This window comes from Mangrovimonas sp. CR14 (assembly GCF_011764015.1).
Classification (GTDB): Bacteria; Bacteroidota; Bacteroidia; order Flavobacteriales; family Flavobacteriaceae; genus Mangrovimonas; species Mangrovimonas futianensis.
Genome location: NZ_JAAFZY010000004.1, coordinates 315287 through 329872 on the forward strand (window position 1 = coordinate 315287; position 14586 = coordinate 329872).

The following is a 14586-nucleotide window of genomic DNA, read 5'->3' on the forward strand; positions in this document are numbered from 1 at the left end:
TCTTGTCATGCTGAGCTTGTCGAAGCATATTTGTTCATTTTTATTTGTATTTACTTTTATACATCGCTCAAAAAAGTAACAAAAAATGCTAGACTTACTTTTTACACCTTGAAAATCTTACAAACCTGCTTAATCATGCGCGCCACAATCACTACGCTTGTCCGGCGCTCTTTTACCCAAGCAAAGCAGCTTTTTGATTTTACTACAGTTTAAAAACTAGGTCGGTGGTTATTCGGCTTTGCCGGAAAGGGGTTTAAGGAGATCCTGAAACAACACTTCGACATGCTCAGTGTGACAGTTCTGGACGACAGGCGTTTTAATAATTAAAAGTTAGTTGTCAGGTCGAGCGCAGTCGAGACCTCTTAGAAGGAAATTGATTTTAAAGTAACCCCTCGACTGCGCTCGGGGAGACACCGTGAATCATTATTTTTTTGGCTTAGGGTTCAAACACCCCGTCCAGCTCCAAGTATGCTTGGTGCTGTCCACCCCTCTTTGTCTAAAGAGGGGAACCTTTTTAAAAAAAAAAGACCGCCTTGATTAGGGACGGTCTTTTGGATGGAGCGTCTTTTTGGTTATAAGACTTCCAGAATTTCAAGGGCATTATATGCCCCATTGTTTAACGGGTATTGGATTCCGTTTACTTCTTGATAAAAGGCCACTTTTAGGAAATACCCTTGGGTGCCGGTTCCTGTGGGGACAGCGGCAGGGGTTAGGGTCACCGTGGTGATTGTATTATCAATAGGTAAGTTGGAAACTGGACTAAGTTGTAAGTCCTTATCTCCCGTTGCGAAATTCAAATTTAAAAAACCACTTGTTAAGCTTACATGGGTTGCTCCCACTGGAACGGATAGGTTTTGAGCTGGGATGAAATCGGTTAAAGTGATTTCTCCTGTGGCTGTATCTAAACCTATATCACTCAGCAGTACCGTGCTAAGAATGGCCCGGTCGTTAAAATTGAACCCTTTTAGGGTTTGTTGACCTGAAGGAGTTGTAATTCCCACTTCCACAACACGTTGTCCACGAGGACTGGTGGTATCCAAATTTTTAATCTGGGTCATCACTTTGGTTAACCGTGCGGTGACCTGACTGTCTTTGGCATCTTCCATCAATGGTAAAATGGCTCTTCTAAGTATTTTACCACTAGAAGCCGATTTTCCAAATTCGGATCCGTTCTCACGAGTTCTGGCAAAAGCAGGATCGTTTTTGATTCTGTTTGCACTTACTCCACTTTTGGTTTTCACCAAATACCCTTCTTTGCCCTTGTAAAAGGTAAGATCGTCCAGGGTTCCCTCGATCTTGATTAAGCTTTTCAACTTTGCCATATCGCAAAAATTTAAAACATTAATAAACTATTTTTGAAAGGAACTGCTCGCTTTCTTACCCTGGCGCCTTTGGGACTATGGAGCTGTTCTGTTTCGAGAAGCAAGTTGGGAATTAAAGGGCAGTGGATTTTTCCAGATGTCCGAATATGATCTTTTTGGGTTTTCTTGTCCGAAACAGGTCTTAAAAAATTGGAAAACTTATTTTTTTGATAGCTCAAGGACCTTATTGAAAGGCTCAAATTGCCTTGAGGTTTCATACACTCACCGTACACTATCCGTACTTGAGCCATACTTAAGCTATACTGCATTTAAATATGAAATCGAAATTGTAGGATAAATTTATTTTTATCGATGTTTGTATATCCTTATCGGTGAATTGTTATAAAAAGTAGGTTAATACGTAAAAATTCTTACAAATAGAAAAATATGTAGGAATAGACATGTTTAAATGATGTTGTTTGTCGAAAGTTTTTGCTTTCTATATTTTTTAAACGTATTACTTATTAGCTTGAGATTCATTAGTTAATTTATTGAATTTTAAAGTCTTATGTTATGAGTATGTCCCCTAAAAAAAAGAAGTTATTTATTGATTCTACCGATGTGTCCCATATGACTGGGCTTTGTATTCGGACTGCTAGAAGGATGTTACAGTATGTGCGTGATGAGCGAGGATTGTCTGCCCGATCGCTCGTTAGTATTTATGATTTTTGTTATTGTTTTTCGGTGCCCTTGAATGTGGTTTTTGAATATATTAATTCCACGCGATTTGAAAATTTACCTTCGATGACCCAAGAGGAATTGCGTCAAGGTTATATGATGAAGGAAGGAAAAATTGATGTGGATTCTTATTTACACCATCCCGATTTTGATATTTTTTGTAGTCCGAAGTCTTTAAAGAATAGGTCGCAAGATTTGGAGGATGATCAAGCTCAGGAAATAGCTTAAGCAATTAACAATTATCAATTAACGATTAGTAATGTGGTTTTAATTCCTGATTTCTGATTAATGTTTAGTCGAGAGGCTAGAACCAAGAACCAAGAGGCAAGACGTGTATTAAGAGAAAAGAATGTAGAGCATAGAAAATTGAATAGTGAATAGTGAATGTTGAGTAGTTTAATTGTTTTAGTGTTTGGTTTTTAGTTGTTGGTGTTTGGTGGCTTCTCGATACAATCGTTCTCCGTTGCTCTTCGAACGATCCCGACGATGAATGCCGTGACAAAGCTCGAAGTGACAAGCTTCTCGATACAATTTTATTCCGCTGCGCTCCATAAAATCACTCGAAGTGAGATGGGGAGGTTAAAAAGACGTTGTCAGTTCGAGTGCCGACTGTAGGGAGGTGTATCCGGAATCAAGCCATGTGAGGTTGAGTTGTAGTTATCTCGTTTACTTAAGCATCAGCTGATTTCTACCTTCAACTTTATACTTTTTCAAAACCCTCCTTTTTATTAACAACCCTCTGCATTTTTCACCAAAACATTTTTATAAGGTTCTGCAATTCTTATCTTAGTTGCCAAGAAAGCTATTAAATCAATTATTTTTTGAAAACCCGTACCTACCGCAAAGATCAGCAACTTAAATTGAGCTTTTTGCTGGGAAGCAGTTTGAAGGATATCTATGCTTCCCGTTTTTTGGCCACCCAATTGGCTGTTAGGGACATTAAAGCGCAATATCGTCAATCTTTTTTGGGTGTTTTTTGGGCCTTTATTACGCCTTTAATGACTGCTTTGGTTTGGATGGCTTTGAAGCAATCGGGTACCGTGGCCTTGTCTGATACGGGTATTCCTTATCCTGTTTATGTGTTTTCGGGTACCTTGATTTGGTCTATTATTATTGAGGCTATCAATTCGCCCATTAGTAGTACCAACAGTGCCAAATCTATTTTAACCAAAATCAATTTCCCTAAGGAAGCCTTGTTGGTATCGGGGATTTTTAAACTGTTGTTTAACAGTCTGGTGAAGGTGGTTTTGTTGGTGTTATTTATACTCTTTTACGGGATGGGATGGCACTGGAGTATGTTGTTGTTTCCATTGGGTATGTTAGGTGCTATTTTTGTGGGGACGACCTTGGGGTTGTTGGTAACCCCTCTGGGGCTTCTTTATAAGGATATTAGCAAGCTTATAGGTTTTGGAATGCGGTTTTTAATGTATGCTACCCCCGTGGTTTACAGTATACCTACGAGTGGGTTTATGCGATCGTTTATGACCTATAACCCTTTTACCCCTTTAGTGACGGTACCTCGTGATCTTTTGACTGGAATGCTCCCTGAGTTTTTAGGATATTACGGCATTATACTTTTCACCTGTTTGCCGCTGTTGTTTTTTGGATTGGTGTTTTATAGGTTTTCCATTCCTATTGTGGTGGAGCGGTTGAGTTCATAGAATGGAGAGTAGTGAGTGGTGAGTAGTGAATGGTGAGTAGTTAGTAGTGAATGGTGAGTGGTGATTGGTGATTGGTGAATGGTGATTGGTGAATGGTGAGTGGTGAATGGTTAGTAGTGATTGGTGAATAGAGAGAGGTGAGTTGAGTTATCCATTTCCGATTCACGATTTCCGATTCACAAAAAAAAGAAGTTATGGATCATAAAGATTTAGATGTTTGGAAAAAGAGTATGGACTTGGTGGTTGAGGTTTATGCATGGACATCTGGGTTGCCAGATTCTGAGAAGTTTGGATTGATGTCGCAAATGAGACGAGCTGCTGTATCTATTCCTTCTAATATTGCCGAAGGAAGTGCCCGAAAGGGTGATAAGGAACTTATGCAGTTTCTCAACATCGCGTTGGGTTCGGTTTCTGAACTTGAAACTCAATATTTAGTTGTTTTAAGATTGCAATTGTTAAAAGAAAATGAGATTATCGAAGCCCTATTTGTGAGCGTGAAAAAACTTATTTTAGGATATAGAAATTATTTGAGGGGGAAGAAGTGAGAGGATGGTGAATGGAGAGTAGTGAATAGGGAGTGGTGAGTAGAGAATAGTGAATAGTGAATGGGGAAAAGTGAATGGGAGTGGTTTTGCTATTCACGAATCACGATTATCGATTCACTAATTAAAAATATAAATGAATAACAAAACAAACATACCAAAGGATACAGAAAGTAAGAATGAGGTCTTGGTGCGGGTGCAGGGGCTAAGTAAAAAGTTTTGCAAAGACTTTAAGACCAGTTTGTGGTATGGGGTCAAGGATTTGGCCAACGGTATGTTGGGGCGTGGGTATGAAACGGGTTTGCGGCCTAAAGAGTTTTGGGCGGTGAAGGATGTGAGTTTTGAGTTGCGCCGAGGGGAGTGTTTAGGACTTATTGGCCATAACGGGGCCGGTAAAAGTACCCTTTTAAAACTATTGAATGGCTTGATTTACCCTGATGGCGGCCAAATAGACATTACGGGGCGCGTGGGTGCGTTGATTGAATTGGGAGCGGGATTTAACCCCATTTTAAGCGGGCGTGAAAATATTTATAACAATGGGGCTGTTTTAGGCTTTAGCAGACAAGAAATTGATGATAGACTGGAAGATATTATTGCTTTTGCCGAGTTGGAGGAATTTATTGATATGCCTGTGCAGCATTACAGTAGTGGTATGAAGGTGCGTTTGGGCTTTGCCGTAGCCGCCCAAATGGAACCGGATGTTTTGATCATAGATGAGGTGTTAGCTGTGGGTGATTTGGGGTTTGTTCTTAAGTGCTTTAAGCGAATTGATACCATTTTGCCAAAAACAGCCATTGTATTTGTAAGTCATAGTATGCCCATGGTATCTAGAATATGTAATGAGGTAATATTGTTGGAGGATGGAAAAGTAAGGTTTCAAGGGACGGAAGTAGCGAAGGGAATCGATTTGTATTATACGCGATTTAGCAATAATGAGACTAATGTTGTATTTAATGATGGAACAATAGAATTAGAAAGTGTGTTTATTGAGGGGGAAAGGAATGAGAATAGTGAAATAGCCTCAGTTAATTGGAATTCTGATTTGAAAATTAATTTCAAATTTAAATTGAAACGAAAGGTTAAAAGTTTTCCTTTTTTTAAGGTAATCATTTTTGACAAAGAGCAGAGACCCGTAGGGGTTTTAACTGAAAATGATGAAAACTTTGATTTTACCTTAGATAATGATATCATTAGATTTAGTGTTTTTCACCAAAATTTGCAACTCTCAAAAGGAGTATATTCTATAAATATCTTGGTTTCAGAAGGAAAAATTAGAGCTCCCCTATTAAGACAAAATGATATTGCCAAATTTCAAATAATTCATGAACTTGATATTTGGCCACCTTTTCTTTTGTCAGCAAAATTCATTAGTAGGTAGGGAATGTTTTTAAAAAAATTCAAATTAGATTTTATCATTATTGGAGCTCAAAAGGCAGGCACATCAGCTCTTGATGCTTACCTTCGGATGCATGATAGGATTACCATGTCCACTATTAAAGAAACACATTTTTTTGATGATGATAGGTATTTTAACGGTAAACCTAAATATCAAATACTAGAGGAGTTTTATCCAAAGCGACAAAAAAACACTTTATATGGAGAAGCTACGCCTATATATTTATATTGGGAACCATGTATTGAGAGGATGTATAGATATAACAAGAAACTAAAATTGGTAGCATTACTTAGAAACCCTATTAATAGGGCATTCTCACATTGGAATATGGAGTTTTCTAGAGGTTTTGAGGATAGATCTTTTGAAGAGTCCATAAAGAATGAGGCTTGTGAAATAAAGCATTTTAAAAAGAAACAACATCCCGTAAAATCATATTTGCAAAGAGGTTTATACTCTGAGCAAATAGAAAGAGTATATGGATTCTTTCCCAAACATCAAGTACTTTTTCTTAAGTATGAAGACTTTCATTTAAGTAATAAAAATAGCCTGAAAAAGGTTTTGGAGTTTTTAGACTTAGAAATGTTTGAAACCATTTCAGATAATATGGAAATTAATAAAATACCTTATGGCGAAAGGAAAGTCACGATGGAAAAAAGTTTTATGTTAGATTTTTTTATGGAAGATATTGAGAAAACTGAAAAGTTGTTGAATTGGAATTGTAATGATTGGAAAGTATGATTTCACACAAACACAAATGTATTTTTATTCATATCCCTAAAACGGCAGGAACGAGCATCAATGAATTTTTCTTTCCAGAAGTTGAATTCGGTATTTCACCACCAAATTATGATATTTTATTTGGATGGTGCCCTGTTAGGAAAATACATATGCAACACGCTACAGCTAGGCAAATGTTAGAAACAGAATTAATTACCGAAGAACAATGGAATACCTATTATAAATTTACTTTTGTTAGAAACCCATGGGATAGAGCTTATTCTGACTTTATGTGGATTCAAAATTTTTCAGGTGTTAGAGGGGACTTTTCTAGCTATATAAAGAAAACCAATAAGTTTGGTAAGATATTAACTAATAATGAGGGACCTCATTTTTTAGGCGATCATTTGTTGCAACAAACAGATTTTTTTGATTTTAAAGGTGTTTATAAACCTGATTTTATAGGTAGGTTTGAAAATTTTGATGCAGATATCCATTTTATAATCAATAAATTGGATATCAAGGAAGAATTTAATTTGCATAAAAACAAAACCTTACGGTATTCACATTATTCAAATTTTTACACGCGTTCAAAAAAAAAGTTGGTTAATGAATATTTTCAAAAGGACATTTCCTTGTTGGGGTATAAGTTTGAAAATAAAAGAGTGGGTTTTAAGAATAATATTAAGAGATTTATTTGAAATTAAATGACCATTGCCTTTACTATTTGCTCTAACAACTATTTAGCCCATGCCAAAACACTGGGAGATTCCTTTTTAGAGCATCATCCGGAAGCAACATTTATTATTGGGTTGGTAGATAAGTTTGATCTATCTTTTGATTATACTGTTTTTTCGAAATTTTTAATTATACCCGTTGAAGACATCCAAATTCCTGATTTTGATGACTTACATAAAAAGTACAATATTATTGAATTGAATACGGCAGTGAAGCCTTTCTATTTTCATCATATTTTTACTCAATTAAAGCCAGAAAAACTATTGTACATAGACCCTGATATTTTGGTGACAAGCCATTTTAATGAGGTCTTTGATATTTTAGACGATAAAAACATTGTGATAACGCCCCATATTTGTAAACCCATTGAGGATGAGTATGCACCTACAGACTATCATACATTAAGAGGAGGAGTCTTTAATCTGGGGTTTATAGGGTTAAGCAATTATCAAAAAGTCTCTGATTTTCTTGATTGGTGGGGAGCAAGAGTCACTAAATATGGATTTGCTGATTTTTCTAAAAGTATGTTTTATGATCAAATATGGATTAACTATGTACCTGCTTTATTTGATAACTATTTTATTTTAAAGCATCCTGGTTATAATATGGCTAATTGGAATCTACATGAACGACACCTGACGATTCAAGACCATACCTATTTGGTTAATGAGGTGTATCATCTTCGGTTTTTTCATTTTAGTAGTTATAAATTCCATAAACCCGATGACATTTGTTCCTATTTAACACGATATGATTTTAATAATAGACCTGATTTGATTCCGTTGTTTCACGATTATCAGGAAAAACTTTTAAACAATCATGTGGAGACTATTAGTAACTTGGATGTGTTTTATTATCCCAAAAGGAAAGCAGTTATCAAGCCAAAACCGAAGGAAAACAAATCAGTTTACTATAGGTTGACTAAGAGAATTAAAAAAGCTGTAAAAGTTTTGGTTTATGGCTAAATACTTGAAAAAGGTTGTTGTTGTTATCCCCGTGCATACAGATGCTCCAAGTGAATTAGAGCTTATTTCGTTTGAGCAATGTTTTAAAGTATTGGGCGCCCATGATATTAAAATAGTAGCACCAAAAGGTTTAAATCTTGAAAAATTTAAGGTCGTGATTCCTGATTTTGAGGTGGTTTATGTTAACCCGATTTGGCAATCATCTGTTGAAAAATATAACAAACTAAAATTGAGCAAATTTTTTTATGGGTTGTTTGATGATTATGAATATTTACTCACTTATGAGTTAGATGCTTTTGTGTTTAAGGATGACCTTTTATCTTGGTGTCATAAAGGCTATGATTATATAGGTGCTCCTTGGTTTGTTGGTTATAATAAACCAACAAAGGAATTTCTAGGAGTGGGTAATTCTGGATTCTCCCTGCGCAATATAAGAGCAATGAAACGAGCTATAAAGAAAGTATGTGTTAAAAAAGAGGTTAGGTATTATTTTGGGAAAAAGAACAAAATATTAAGAAAATTATCTATTATTTTTAACTATGTATCTATTTATTTTTGGGAAAATCATACCATACAGAATGCGAAACATTTAAATGAAGATGGCTTTATTGTTCAAGTAATATCGAAAAAAATCCAAAATTTTAAAATAGCTCCCATTGATGAAGCCATACCCTTTGCTTTTGAAGTTAACCCTAAATACTTGTATCAAATAAACCAAAATACATTACCTATGGGGTGTCATGCTTGGTATCGATACGATCTAGCGTTTTGGAAGCCCTTTATTGAGGATTTTGGTTATAAAATAAACTCGAATAAGTAGATTGAAGGAGACCATAAAAATCTATTTAATAATAAACTTATGAATTAGGATTGGAAGAAGCATCATGTAACCATAACAAAGACTTTTAATGATTAGATATAAAATTACTATTTGGATTGGAAACGGATTATAAAATGTTTTATAACACAACATTTAAAGTTGAATGAACGTATTACTATCTATTATAACAATCAATTATAACAACAAAACGGGTCTTGAGAAAACTATGGCTAGTGTGCTACACCAGACCTACAACCCCATTGAATATATCATTATTGATGGAGGTTCTACCGATGGGAGTGTTGAGGTTATTAAGCAGCACAAAGATCACTTGGCCTATTGGGTGAGTGAACCAGATAAAGGCGTTTATCATGCTATGAATAAAGGTATAAAGCAAGCAAAAGGTGATTACTTGTTGTTTTTAAATAGTGGCGATCACTTTTATTCCAAAACATCCTTAGAATTATTTAAACCTTTTTTGTTACAAGATGAAAACATAGATATACTGTATGGCCATATTGAAGTGATTGCATCAAAAAAGTTCATAAAAACGTATCCAAACAAGTTGAATTTCTCCTATTTTTATGAAGATACCCTACCTCATCCGGCAAGTTTAATAAAAAAATCATGTTTTAATAAGATGGTTTATGATGAAACCCTTAAAATTGTATCTGACTGGAAGTTTTTTATGCTTGGTATCTGTAAATATAAGTTCACCTATAAGCCCCTTAATAAAGTGATTGCTACTTTTTATCATAATGGTGTTAGTAGCACGTCGCCAGAATTGGTTCAACAAGAGCGAGAACAAGTGCTGGAAGAGACGTTTTTTTTCCGGAGTAAAATTGAAAAACTTTTGAAAAAAATTAAGACCCAATTAATTAAAGTACAAAAGTTTTAAGTTGATGTCTGCAACCATATCCGTTATTGTTCCCTGTTTTAACCAAGCTCAGTATTTGGGTGAGTGTTTGGAGTCTGTATTTTGTCAAACATTTACCGATTGGGAATGCCTTATTGTTAACGATGGTAGCCCCGATCATACCAAGGAGGTTGCAAGTAAGTATTTAAAATTAGATACTCGGTTTAAATATATAGAAATTGAGAATGGCGGTGTGAGTCATGCTAGAAACATTGGGATACAAGAAGCCAAAGGTGACTTTATTTTGCCATTGGACGCGGACGATAAAATTGCTTCAAATTATTTAGAATTAGGATTAAGGGAGTTTGATAGGGACAACACGCTTAAAGTTGTTTATAGTGAGGCCCAATTTTTTGGGAAGAAGAATAGACGTATGAACCTACCCAACTACACTTTTGAAGAACTATTAAGAAATAATATAATTTTTTGTTCAGCCTTATTTAAAAGGGAAGATTTTGTGAAGTGTGGCGGGTATGATATTAATTTAACTATAGGTCTTGAAGATTGGGAGTTTTGGATTAATTTCTTAAAGGATGGTGGGAAGGTATATAGGATTCCAAACGTTTGCTTTTTTTACAGAATCAAAGAACAATCAAGAAATGTTGCTATTTCTGAGCATGATTTTGAAGAAACTCTTAGATATATCAGTATCAAACATCACAAATTATATATTAATACCTTTGGTTCCATTCCTTCATTGTTGGAACAAAACAAGCAATTACTTAAAAAAAATAAAAAATTGACAAAGGCTAATAAGACAAATGTTGTCTTGCTTTTGAAGAAATTAAAGCATATTTTTCATGGATAAGCCTTTAGTTTCCATTTGTATTCCTACTTATAATGGCGCCCGGTATATTGCCGAAGCTCTAGAGAGTGCCTTAACCCAGACTTATCCTTATACAGAAATAGTAATAAGTGATGATGCATCAAGTGATGCCACCTTAGATATTATAAAACGTTATCAATTAAAAACAGCTATTCCCATACATATATATCCTCATGAACCTAGTGGTATTGGAGCCAATTGGAACCATTGTATCAAACAGGCCAATGGCATTTATATCAAATTTCTATTTCAGGATGATGTTTTAAATCCGACCTGTATTTCTGAAATGGTTGACCTTTTGGAACATGATAAAAAAGTAGGTTTGGTAGCTTGCAAAAGAGATATTCTTGTGGATAAGACCTATAGGAATGATGAAACAGAACAATGGATAGAAACTTATGGGGATTTGCAAGACCACTTAAATATACCCGTAATTGATGGGGTTCAATATTTAGATAGATCTGTTTTTAAATCACGTTTATTGTTAATAGAACCTTTGAATAAAATAGGAGAACCCACGGTATTTCTTTTTAGGAAACAAATAGTCGATGACATTGGATTTTTTAGGGAGGATTTATTTCAAATATTGGATTTTGAATTCTGTAATAGAGTTTTAAGGAAATATAAAATTGCCGTATTGAATAAAAAATTGGTTGGATTTAGATTGCATAGCAATCAAGCAACAAATTCTAATATGACGCATGTGAAATCTGATCTTTTAAAATACCATACCATAATTTATGAGAAATATTTTTTCCTGATAAATAGAAACTTACAATTGAAGTTATTAAAAAAATACAATCCATTATTTAAACAGCTAGTGAAAATAAAAAGAATCTTTAAGTGATGAGGACGTGGAAATCAAGTGGGGTTTTTGAGATTTTTGGTCTGAATTTGAAAGGAGAAGGCTTACAACCCATTTACTAAAACATTAAAAATTAAATAGAAAAGAAATTTTCAAACCATAAGCGTAACTATGCTTGCCATCATTATCCCTTTTTATAAACATACTTTTTTTAAAGACACCTTAGAGTCCCTAGCAACTCAAACAGATAAACGGTTTAAAGTTTATATTGGGGATGATGCTAGCCCTAAAGATCCTGTAGCACTCTTAGAGTGTTATAAAAACAAATTTGATTTTGTATATAGAAGGTTTGAGTCTAATTTGGGGAAAGAATCCTTAGTCAAGCAATGGGAGCGATGTATTGCTTTATCTGAGGATGAAGAATGGTTGATGCTTTTAGGTGATGATGATTATATTAGCACTAACTATATTGAAGCGTTTTACGGGCAAATTGAAGCAATTCAAGCCTCTAGGGTAAATGTTGTAAGGTATGCAACTCAGGTTAATAAGTTTGGTGCTGAATTATCTAAGGTTTATACCCATCCTAAAATTGAAACTTCACCAGATTCATTTTATAAAAATATCTTTAAATCCTCCAGAAGTTCTCTTTCTGAACATTTATTTAGAAGAGAAGCCTATTTGAAACATGGATTTAGAGATTTTCCATTGGCTTGGGGTGTCGATGATTTTGCCTGGCTAGATTTTACTGAGTTTGAAACTATTTACACCATCAACGAAGCCATTGCTTTTATAAGAATTTCACCAGAGAGCATATCAAGAAAGGGATATAGGGAAAGCCAAAAGCTTGAGGCTAGATATATCTATTTTTCCTTAATAATATATAAGTATATAAACAAGTTTAAAAAAGAACAGCACAACAGTTTATATAGGTATTATGAACACCTTGTTTATAGTACGAATCATATTTCATTTAGATTTTGGTTCGTATTAAGTCTGTATTATTTGTTTCATAAGGATATCTTGAAGTTTTTTAAATTTCAGAGGAGAATTTTAGTTAATAAATATTTTAGATCTTATCAAAAACATCTTTCTTTCTTATTAATTAGTTTACAATTACTTTCAATGATAGTCGCTAATACCATTGTCTGATATTTGCTAAAAATGATGAAAACCCCGTTAGTTTCTATTATTATCCCTACCTATAACCGATCACATTTAATAGGTGAAACCTTAGACTCGGTCTTGGCGCAAACCTATACCAATTGGGAGTGTATTGTAGTAGATGATGGTTCTACAGATAGCACCCAAGAAGTTGTGGAGGCCTATTGTAAAAATGACGCTCGGTTTCAATTTCATCGCAGGCCTAAAGATGAACCAAAAGGAGGGAATGCAGCTAGAAATTATGGGTTTAAAGTAAGTAAAGGAATGTATGTCAATTGGTTTGACAGCGATGATATCATGTTAAATGATTTTATAGAAAAAAAAATACAGTTGTTTAACTCCCACAAGATACAGGCCATTATTTGTTCTGGATTTTATACGGATTCAAAGTTGCATATCATTAGACCAACAAAATATTTTAATGAAGGGTATTTGTTTAAAGAATTTACGCTGAGGAAGGCGGATGTTTTAACACCTTCCGTTCTCTTTAAAAAGGAAAGCTTAGAGTCGATGGCTTTGTTTAATGTCGAATTAACAGATGCTCAAGAGACCGATTTTTTTCACAGATACCTGTTTGATTTACCTGCTGATGCGTATCATTTTATTGAAGATAAGCTCTTTTTATATAGAAAACATGGCAATTCTATAGGTAGTCTTAAAATAGGGAATTATAATTTAAAGAATAGGGCCTCTCAAGCTTATGTTGAATTTGAGAACCTAAAACGGGTGGTTACAATAGGGGACCAAGAAATGATCCATTTTATATATAAGGCCTTGTTGAATTTGTTATTTTTAGCAATGGATCATGAGGATAATTACACCCAGAATTATCTCTTAAAAGGAATAAATAGTTATAAAAATAAAATAGGGATTTTTAAATACTATTTTCTAATGGGGTATTTAAAAGTAGCTAGACTCATAAATGTTAGAAGCTATCGATTAGAAAAATTAATAAGAAACCGTTGAAAAATTAAAGGATCATGGTTGTTTAATTAATAATAGACATAAGAAATACTTAAAGAAATATTTTAATGTTAAAGAGATTTTATAATAGACCCATTATTGTTACTGGTTCTCACAGGTCTGGCTCAACATGGTTAGGAAAAATGTTATCACTAACCGGAAAAATCAATTTTGTGAATGAGCCATTTAATAAATATTACCCACTTAATAGTCTGAGTCCAATAAAATATATGTTTGAATATGTTACTGATTCAGATAGTTTTGAACGTAAAAATAAATTCATTAAATATCTTGATGGAATTATTGGTTTACCCTATCACTATTTTACTGTCGATTTGATAAAACCAATTGTGAAGTTGGAACCTAAAATTTTAAAGAAAAAATTAGGTCTTATAAAAAAAAGACTAACTAAAAGGTATTTAATTAAAGACCCGATATGTATTTTTTCAGCGGATTGGATAGCTAGAAAATATCGCGCAGATGTAGTAGTGATAATTAGACATCCAGCCGCTTTTGTTGCCAGTATCAAAGTTAAAGATTGGAATCACGATTTTAATGATTTTTTAAATCAAAAAAAACTAATAAATGAGGTGCTAAAGCCATTTGAAGATGAAATACAAAACTACGCTACTAAACAACATGATATTATTGACCAAGGTATCATGTTATGGAATCTTATTCATTATAGAATAAAGGATTATCAAGACAAGCATAAAAATTGGATTTTTGTACGTCACGAAGATATTTCAGAAGCACCAATTGAAGAATTTAATAAACTTTATAAAAAACTCAGAATCAAAGATTTTAACTTGGTTAAGGAAGAAATTATAAATCACACTAAATTAGATAAAGGGGGAGTACATAGAAATAGTAAAGAAAATATCTATAATTGGAAGAATAGGCTATCTGAAGAGGAAATATCCAGAATAAAAATGGGGACAAACGAAATTTCTAAATATTTCTATACAGACAAGGAGTGGTAAATTGTATTATTTTAAAGAGGATTATTAACTATATCGCGAATTTAAGAGGAAAAC

15 protein-coding genes are annotated in these 14586 nt (G+C 34.0%); 14 read left to right on the forward strand and 1 reads right to left on the reverse strand.

The window, feature by feature from the left end:
- Positions 1-572: 572 nt before the first annotated feature.
- Positions 573-1322: a hypothetical protein gene (locus GZ212_RS10190; protein WP_166959653.1), complete on the reverse strand. Its 750-nt coding sequence runs from the start codon at positions 1320-1322 to the stop codon at positions 573-575.
- Positions 1323-1874: 552 nt separating this feature from the next.
- Between GZ212_RS10190 and GZ212_RS10195 the strand changes: the two genes are divergently transcribed.
- The 14 genes from GZ212_RS10195 (at position 1875) to GZ212_RS10260 (ending at position 14532) form a co-directional block, all read left to right on the forward strand.
- A complete protein-coding gene (locus GZ212_RS10195; RefSeq protein WP_166959656.1) occupies positions 1875-2267 on the forward strand; it encodes a hypothetical protein in 393 nt (130 codons plus the stop codon).
- A gap of 593 nt (positions 2268-2860) precedes the next feature.
- Positions 2861-3700: an ABC transporter permease gene (locus tag GZ212_RS10200; protein WP_166959659.1), complete on the forward strand. Its 840-nt coding sequence runs from the start codon at positions 2861-2863 to the stop codon at positions 3698-3700.
- A 194-nt stretch (positions 3701-3894) separates the two neighbouring features.
- The gene (locus GZ212_RS10205) at positions 3895-4245 is read left to right on the forward strand and encodes a four helix bundle protein (protein WP_166959661.1); all 351 of its coding nucleotides are present in this window, start codon (positions 3895-3897) and stop codon (positions 4243-4245) included.
- 133 nt (positions 4246-4378) lie between these two features.
- Positions 4379-5620 carry an ABC transporter ATP-binding protein gene (locus GZ212_RS10210; protein WP_166959664.1) on the forward strand — a complete coding sequence of 414 codons (1242 nt, stop codon included), beginning with the start codon at positions 4379-4381 and terminating at the stop codon, positions 5618-5620.
- 3 nt (positions 5621-5623) lie between these two features.
- Positions 5624-6376 carry a sulfotransferase domain-containing protein gene (locus GZ212_RS10215; protein WP_166959667.1) on the forward strand — a complete coding sequence of 251 codons (753 nt, stop codon included), beginning with the start codon at positions 5624-5626 and terminating at the stop codon, positions 6374-6376.
- Positions 6373-7056, forward strand: a complete 684-nt coding sequence (locus GZ212_RS10220; RefSeq protein WP_166959670.1) for a sulfotransferase family 2 domain-containing protein — start codon at positions 6373-6375, stop codon at positions 7054-7056. The genes GZ212_RS10215 and GZ212_RS10220 overlap by 4 nt, the downstream gene beginning before the upstream one ends.
- Positions 7057-7062: 6 nt before the next feature.
- Entirely contained in the window at positions 7063-8058 is a 996-nt protein-coding gene (locus tag GZ212_RS10225; RefSeq protein WP_166959673.1) for a glycosyl transferase, read from the forward strand.
- Positions 8051-8878 carry a DUF5672 family protein gene (locus GZ212_RS10230; RefSeq protein ID WP_166959676.1) on the forward strand — a complete coding sequence of 276 codons (828 nt, stop codon included), beginning with the start codon at positions 8051-8053 and terminating at the stop codon, positions 8876-8878. The genes GZ212_RS10225 and GZ212_RS10230 overlap by 8 nt, the downstream gene beginning before the upstream one ends.
- Positions 8879-9041: 163 nt before the next feature.
- Positions 9042-9776 (forward strand): glycosyltransferase family 2 protein, encoded by a 735-nt coding sequence (locus GZ212_RS10235; RefSeq protein WP_166959679.1) that lies wholly within the window; start codon positions 9042-9044, stop codon positions 9774-9776.
- Between the two features lie 4 nt (positions 9777-9780).
- On the forward strand, positions 9781-10602 hold the full coding sequence (locus GZ212_RS10240; RefSeq protein WP_166959682.1) for a glycosyltransferase family A protein: 822 nt from the start codon (positions 9781-9783) through the stop codon (positions 10600-10602).
- Entirely contained in the window at positions 10595-11467 is an 873-nt protein-coding gene (locus GZ212_RS10245) for a glycosyltransferase family 2 protein (protein WP_166959685.1), read from the forward strand. The genes GZ212_RS10240 and GZ212_RS10245 overlap by 8 nt, the downstream gene beginning before the upstream one ends.
- A gap of 129 nt (positions 11468-11596) precedes the next feature.
- The gene (locus tag GZ212_RS10250; protein ID WP_166959688.1) at positions 11597-12574 is read left to right on the forward strand and encodes a glycosyltransferase; all 978 of its coding nucleotides are present in this window, start codon (positions 11597-11599) and stop codon (positions 12572-12574) included.
- A 12-nt stretch (positions 12575-12586) separates the two neighbouring features.
- The gene (locus GZ212_RS10255; protein ID WP_166959690.1) at positions 12587-13552 is read left to right on the forward strand and encodes a glycosyltransferase family 2 protein; all 966 of its coding nucleotides are present in this window, start codon (positions 12587-12589) and stop codon (positions 13550-13552) included.
- A 65-nt stretch (positions 13553-13617) separates the two neighbouring features.
- Positions 13618-14532 (forward strand): sulfotransferase, encoded by a 915-nt coding sequence (locus GZ212_RS10260; RefSeq protein ID WP_166959693.1) that lies wholly within the window; start codon positions 13618-13620, stop codon positions 14530-14532.
- Positions 14533-14586: the final 54 nt, after the last annotated feature.

Coding starts and splice junctions, on each gene's coding strand:
- GZ212_RS10190 (WP_166959653.1), bottom strand. CDS start 1,322: ATGGCAAAGTTGAAAAGCTTAATCAAGATCGAGGGAACCCTGGACGAT.
- GZ212_RS10195 (WP_166959656.1), top strand. CDS start 1,875: ATGAGTATGTCCCCTAAAAAAAAGAAGTTATTTATTGATTCTACCGAT.
- GZ212_RS10205 (WP_166959661.1), top strand. CDS start 3,895: ATGGATCATAAAGATTTAGATGTTTGGAAAAAGAGTATGGACTTGGTG.
- GZ212_RS10210 (WP_166959664.1), top strand. CDS start 4,379: ATGAATAACAAAACAAACATACCAAAGGATACAGAAAGTAAGAATGAG.
- GZ212_RS10215 (WP_166959667.1), top strand. CDS start 5,624: ATGTTTTTAAAAAAATTCAAATTAGATTTTATCATTATTGGAGCTCAA.
- GZ212_RS10220 (WP_166959670.1), top strand. CDS start 6,373: ATGATTTCACACAAACACAAATGTATTTTTATTCATATCCCTAAAACG.
- GZ212_RS10225 (WP_166959673.1), top strand. CDS start 7,063: ATGACCATTGCCTTTACTATTTGCTCTAACAACTATTTAGCCCATGCC.
- GZ212_RS10230 (WP_166959676.1), top strand. CDS start 8,051: ATGGCTAAATACTTGAAAAAGGTTGTTGTTGTTATCCCCGTGCATACA.
- GZ212_RS10235 (WP_166959679.1), top strand. CDS start 9,042: ATGAACGTATTACTATCTATTATAACAATCAATTATAACAACAAAACG.
- GZ212_RS10240 (WP_166959682.1), top strand. CDS start 9,781: ATGTCTGCAACCATATCCGTTATTGTTCCCTGTTTTAACCAAGCTCAG.
- GZ212_RS10245 (WP_166959685.1), top strand. CDS start 10,595: ATGGATAAGCCTTTAGTTTCCATTTGTATTCCTACTTATAATGGCGCC.
- GZ212_RS10250 (WP_166959688.1), top strand. CDS start 11,597: ATGCTTGCCATCATTATCCCTTTTTATAAACATACTTTTTTTAAAGAC.
- GZ212_RS10255 (WP_166959690.1), top strand. CDS start 12,587: ATGATGAAAACCCCGTTAGTTTCTATTATTATCCCTACCTATAACCGA.
- GZ212_RS10260 (WP_166959693.1), top strand. CDS start 13,618: ATGTTAAAGAGATTTTATAATAGACCCATTATTGTTACTGGTTCTCAC.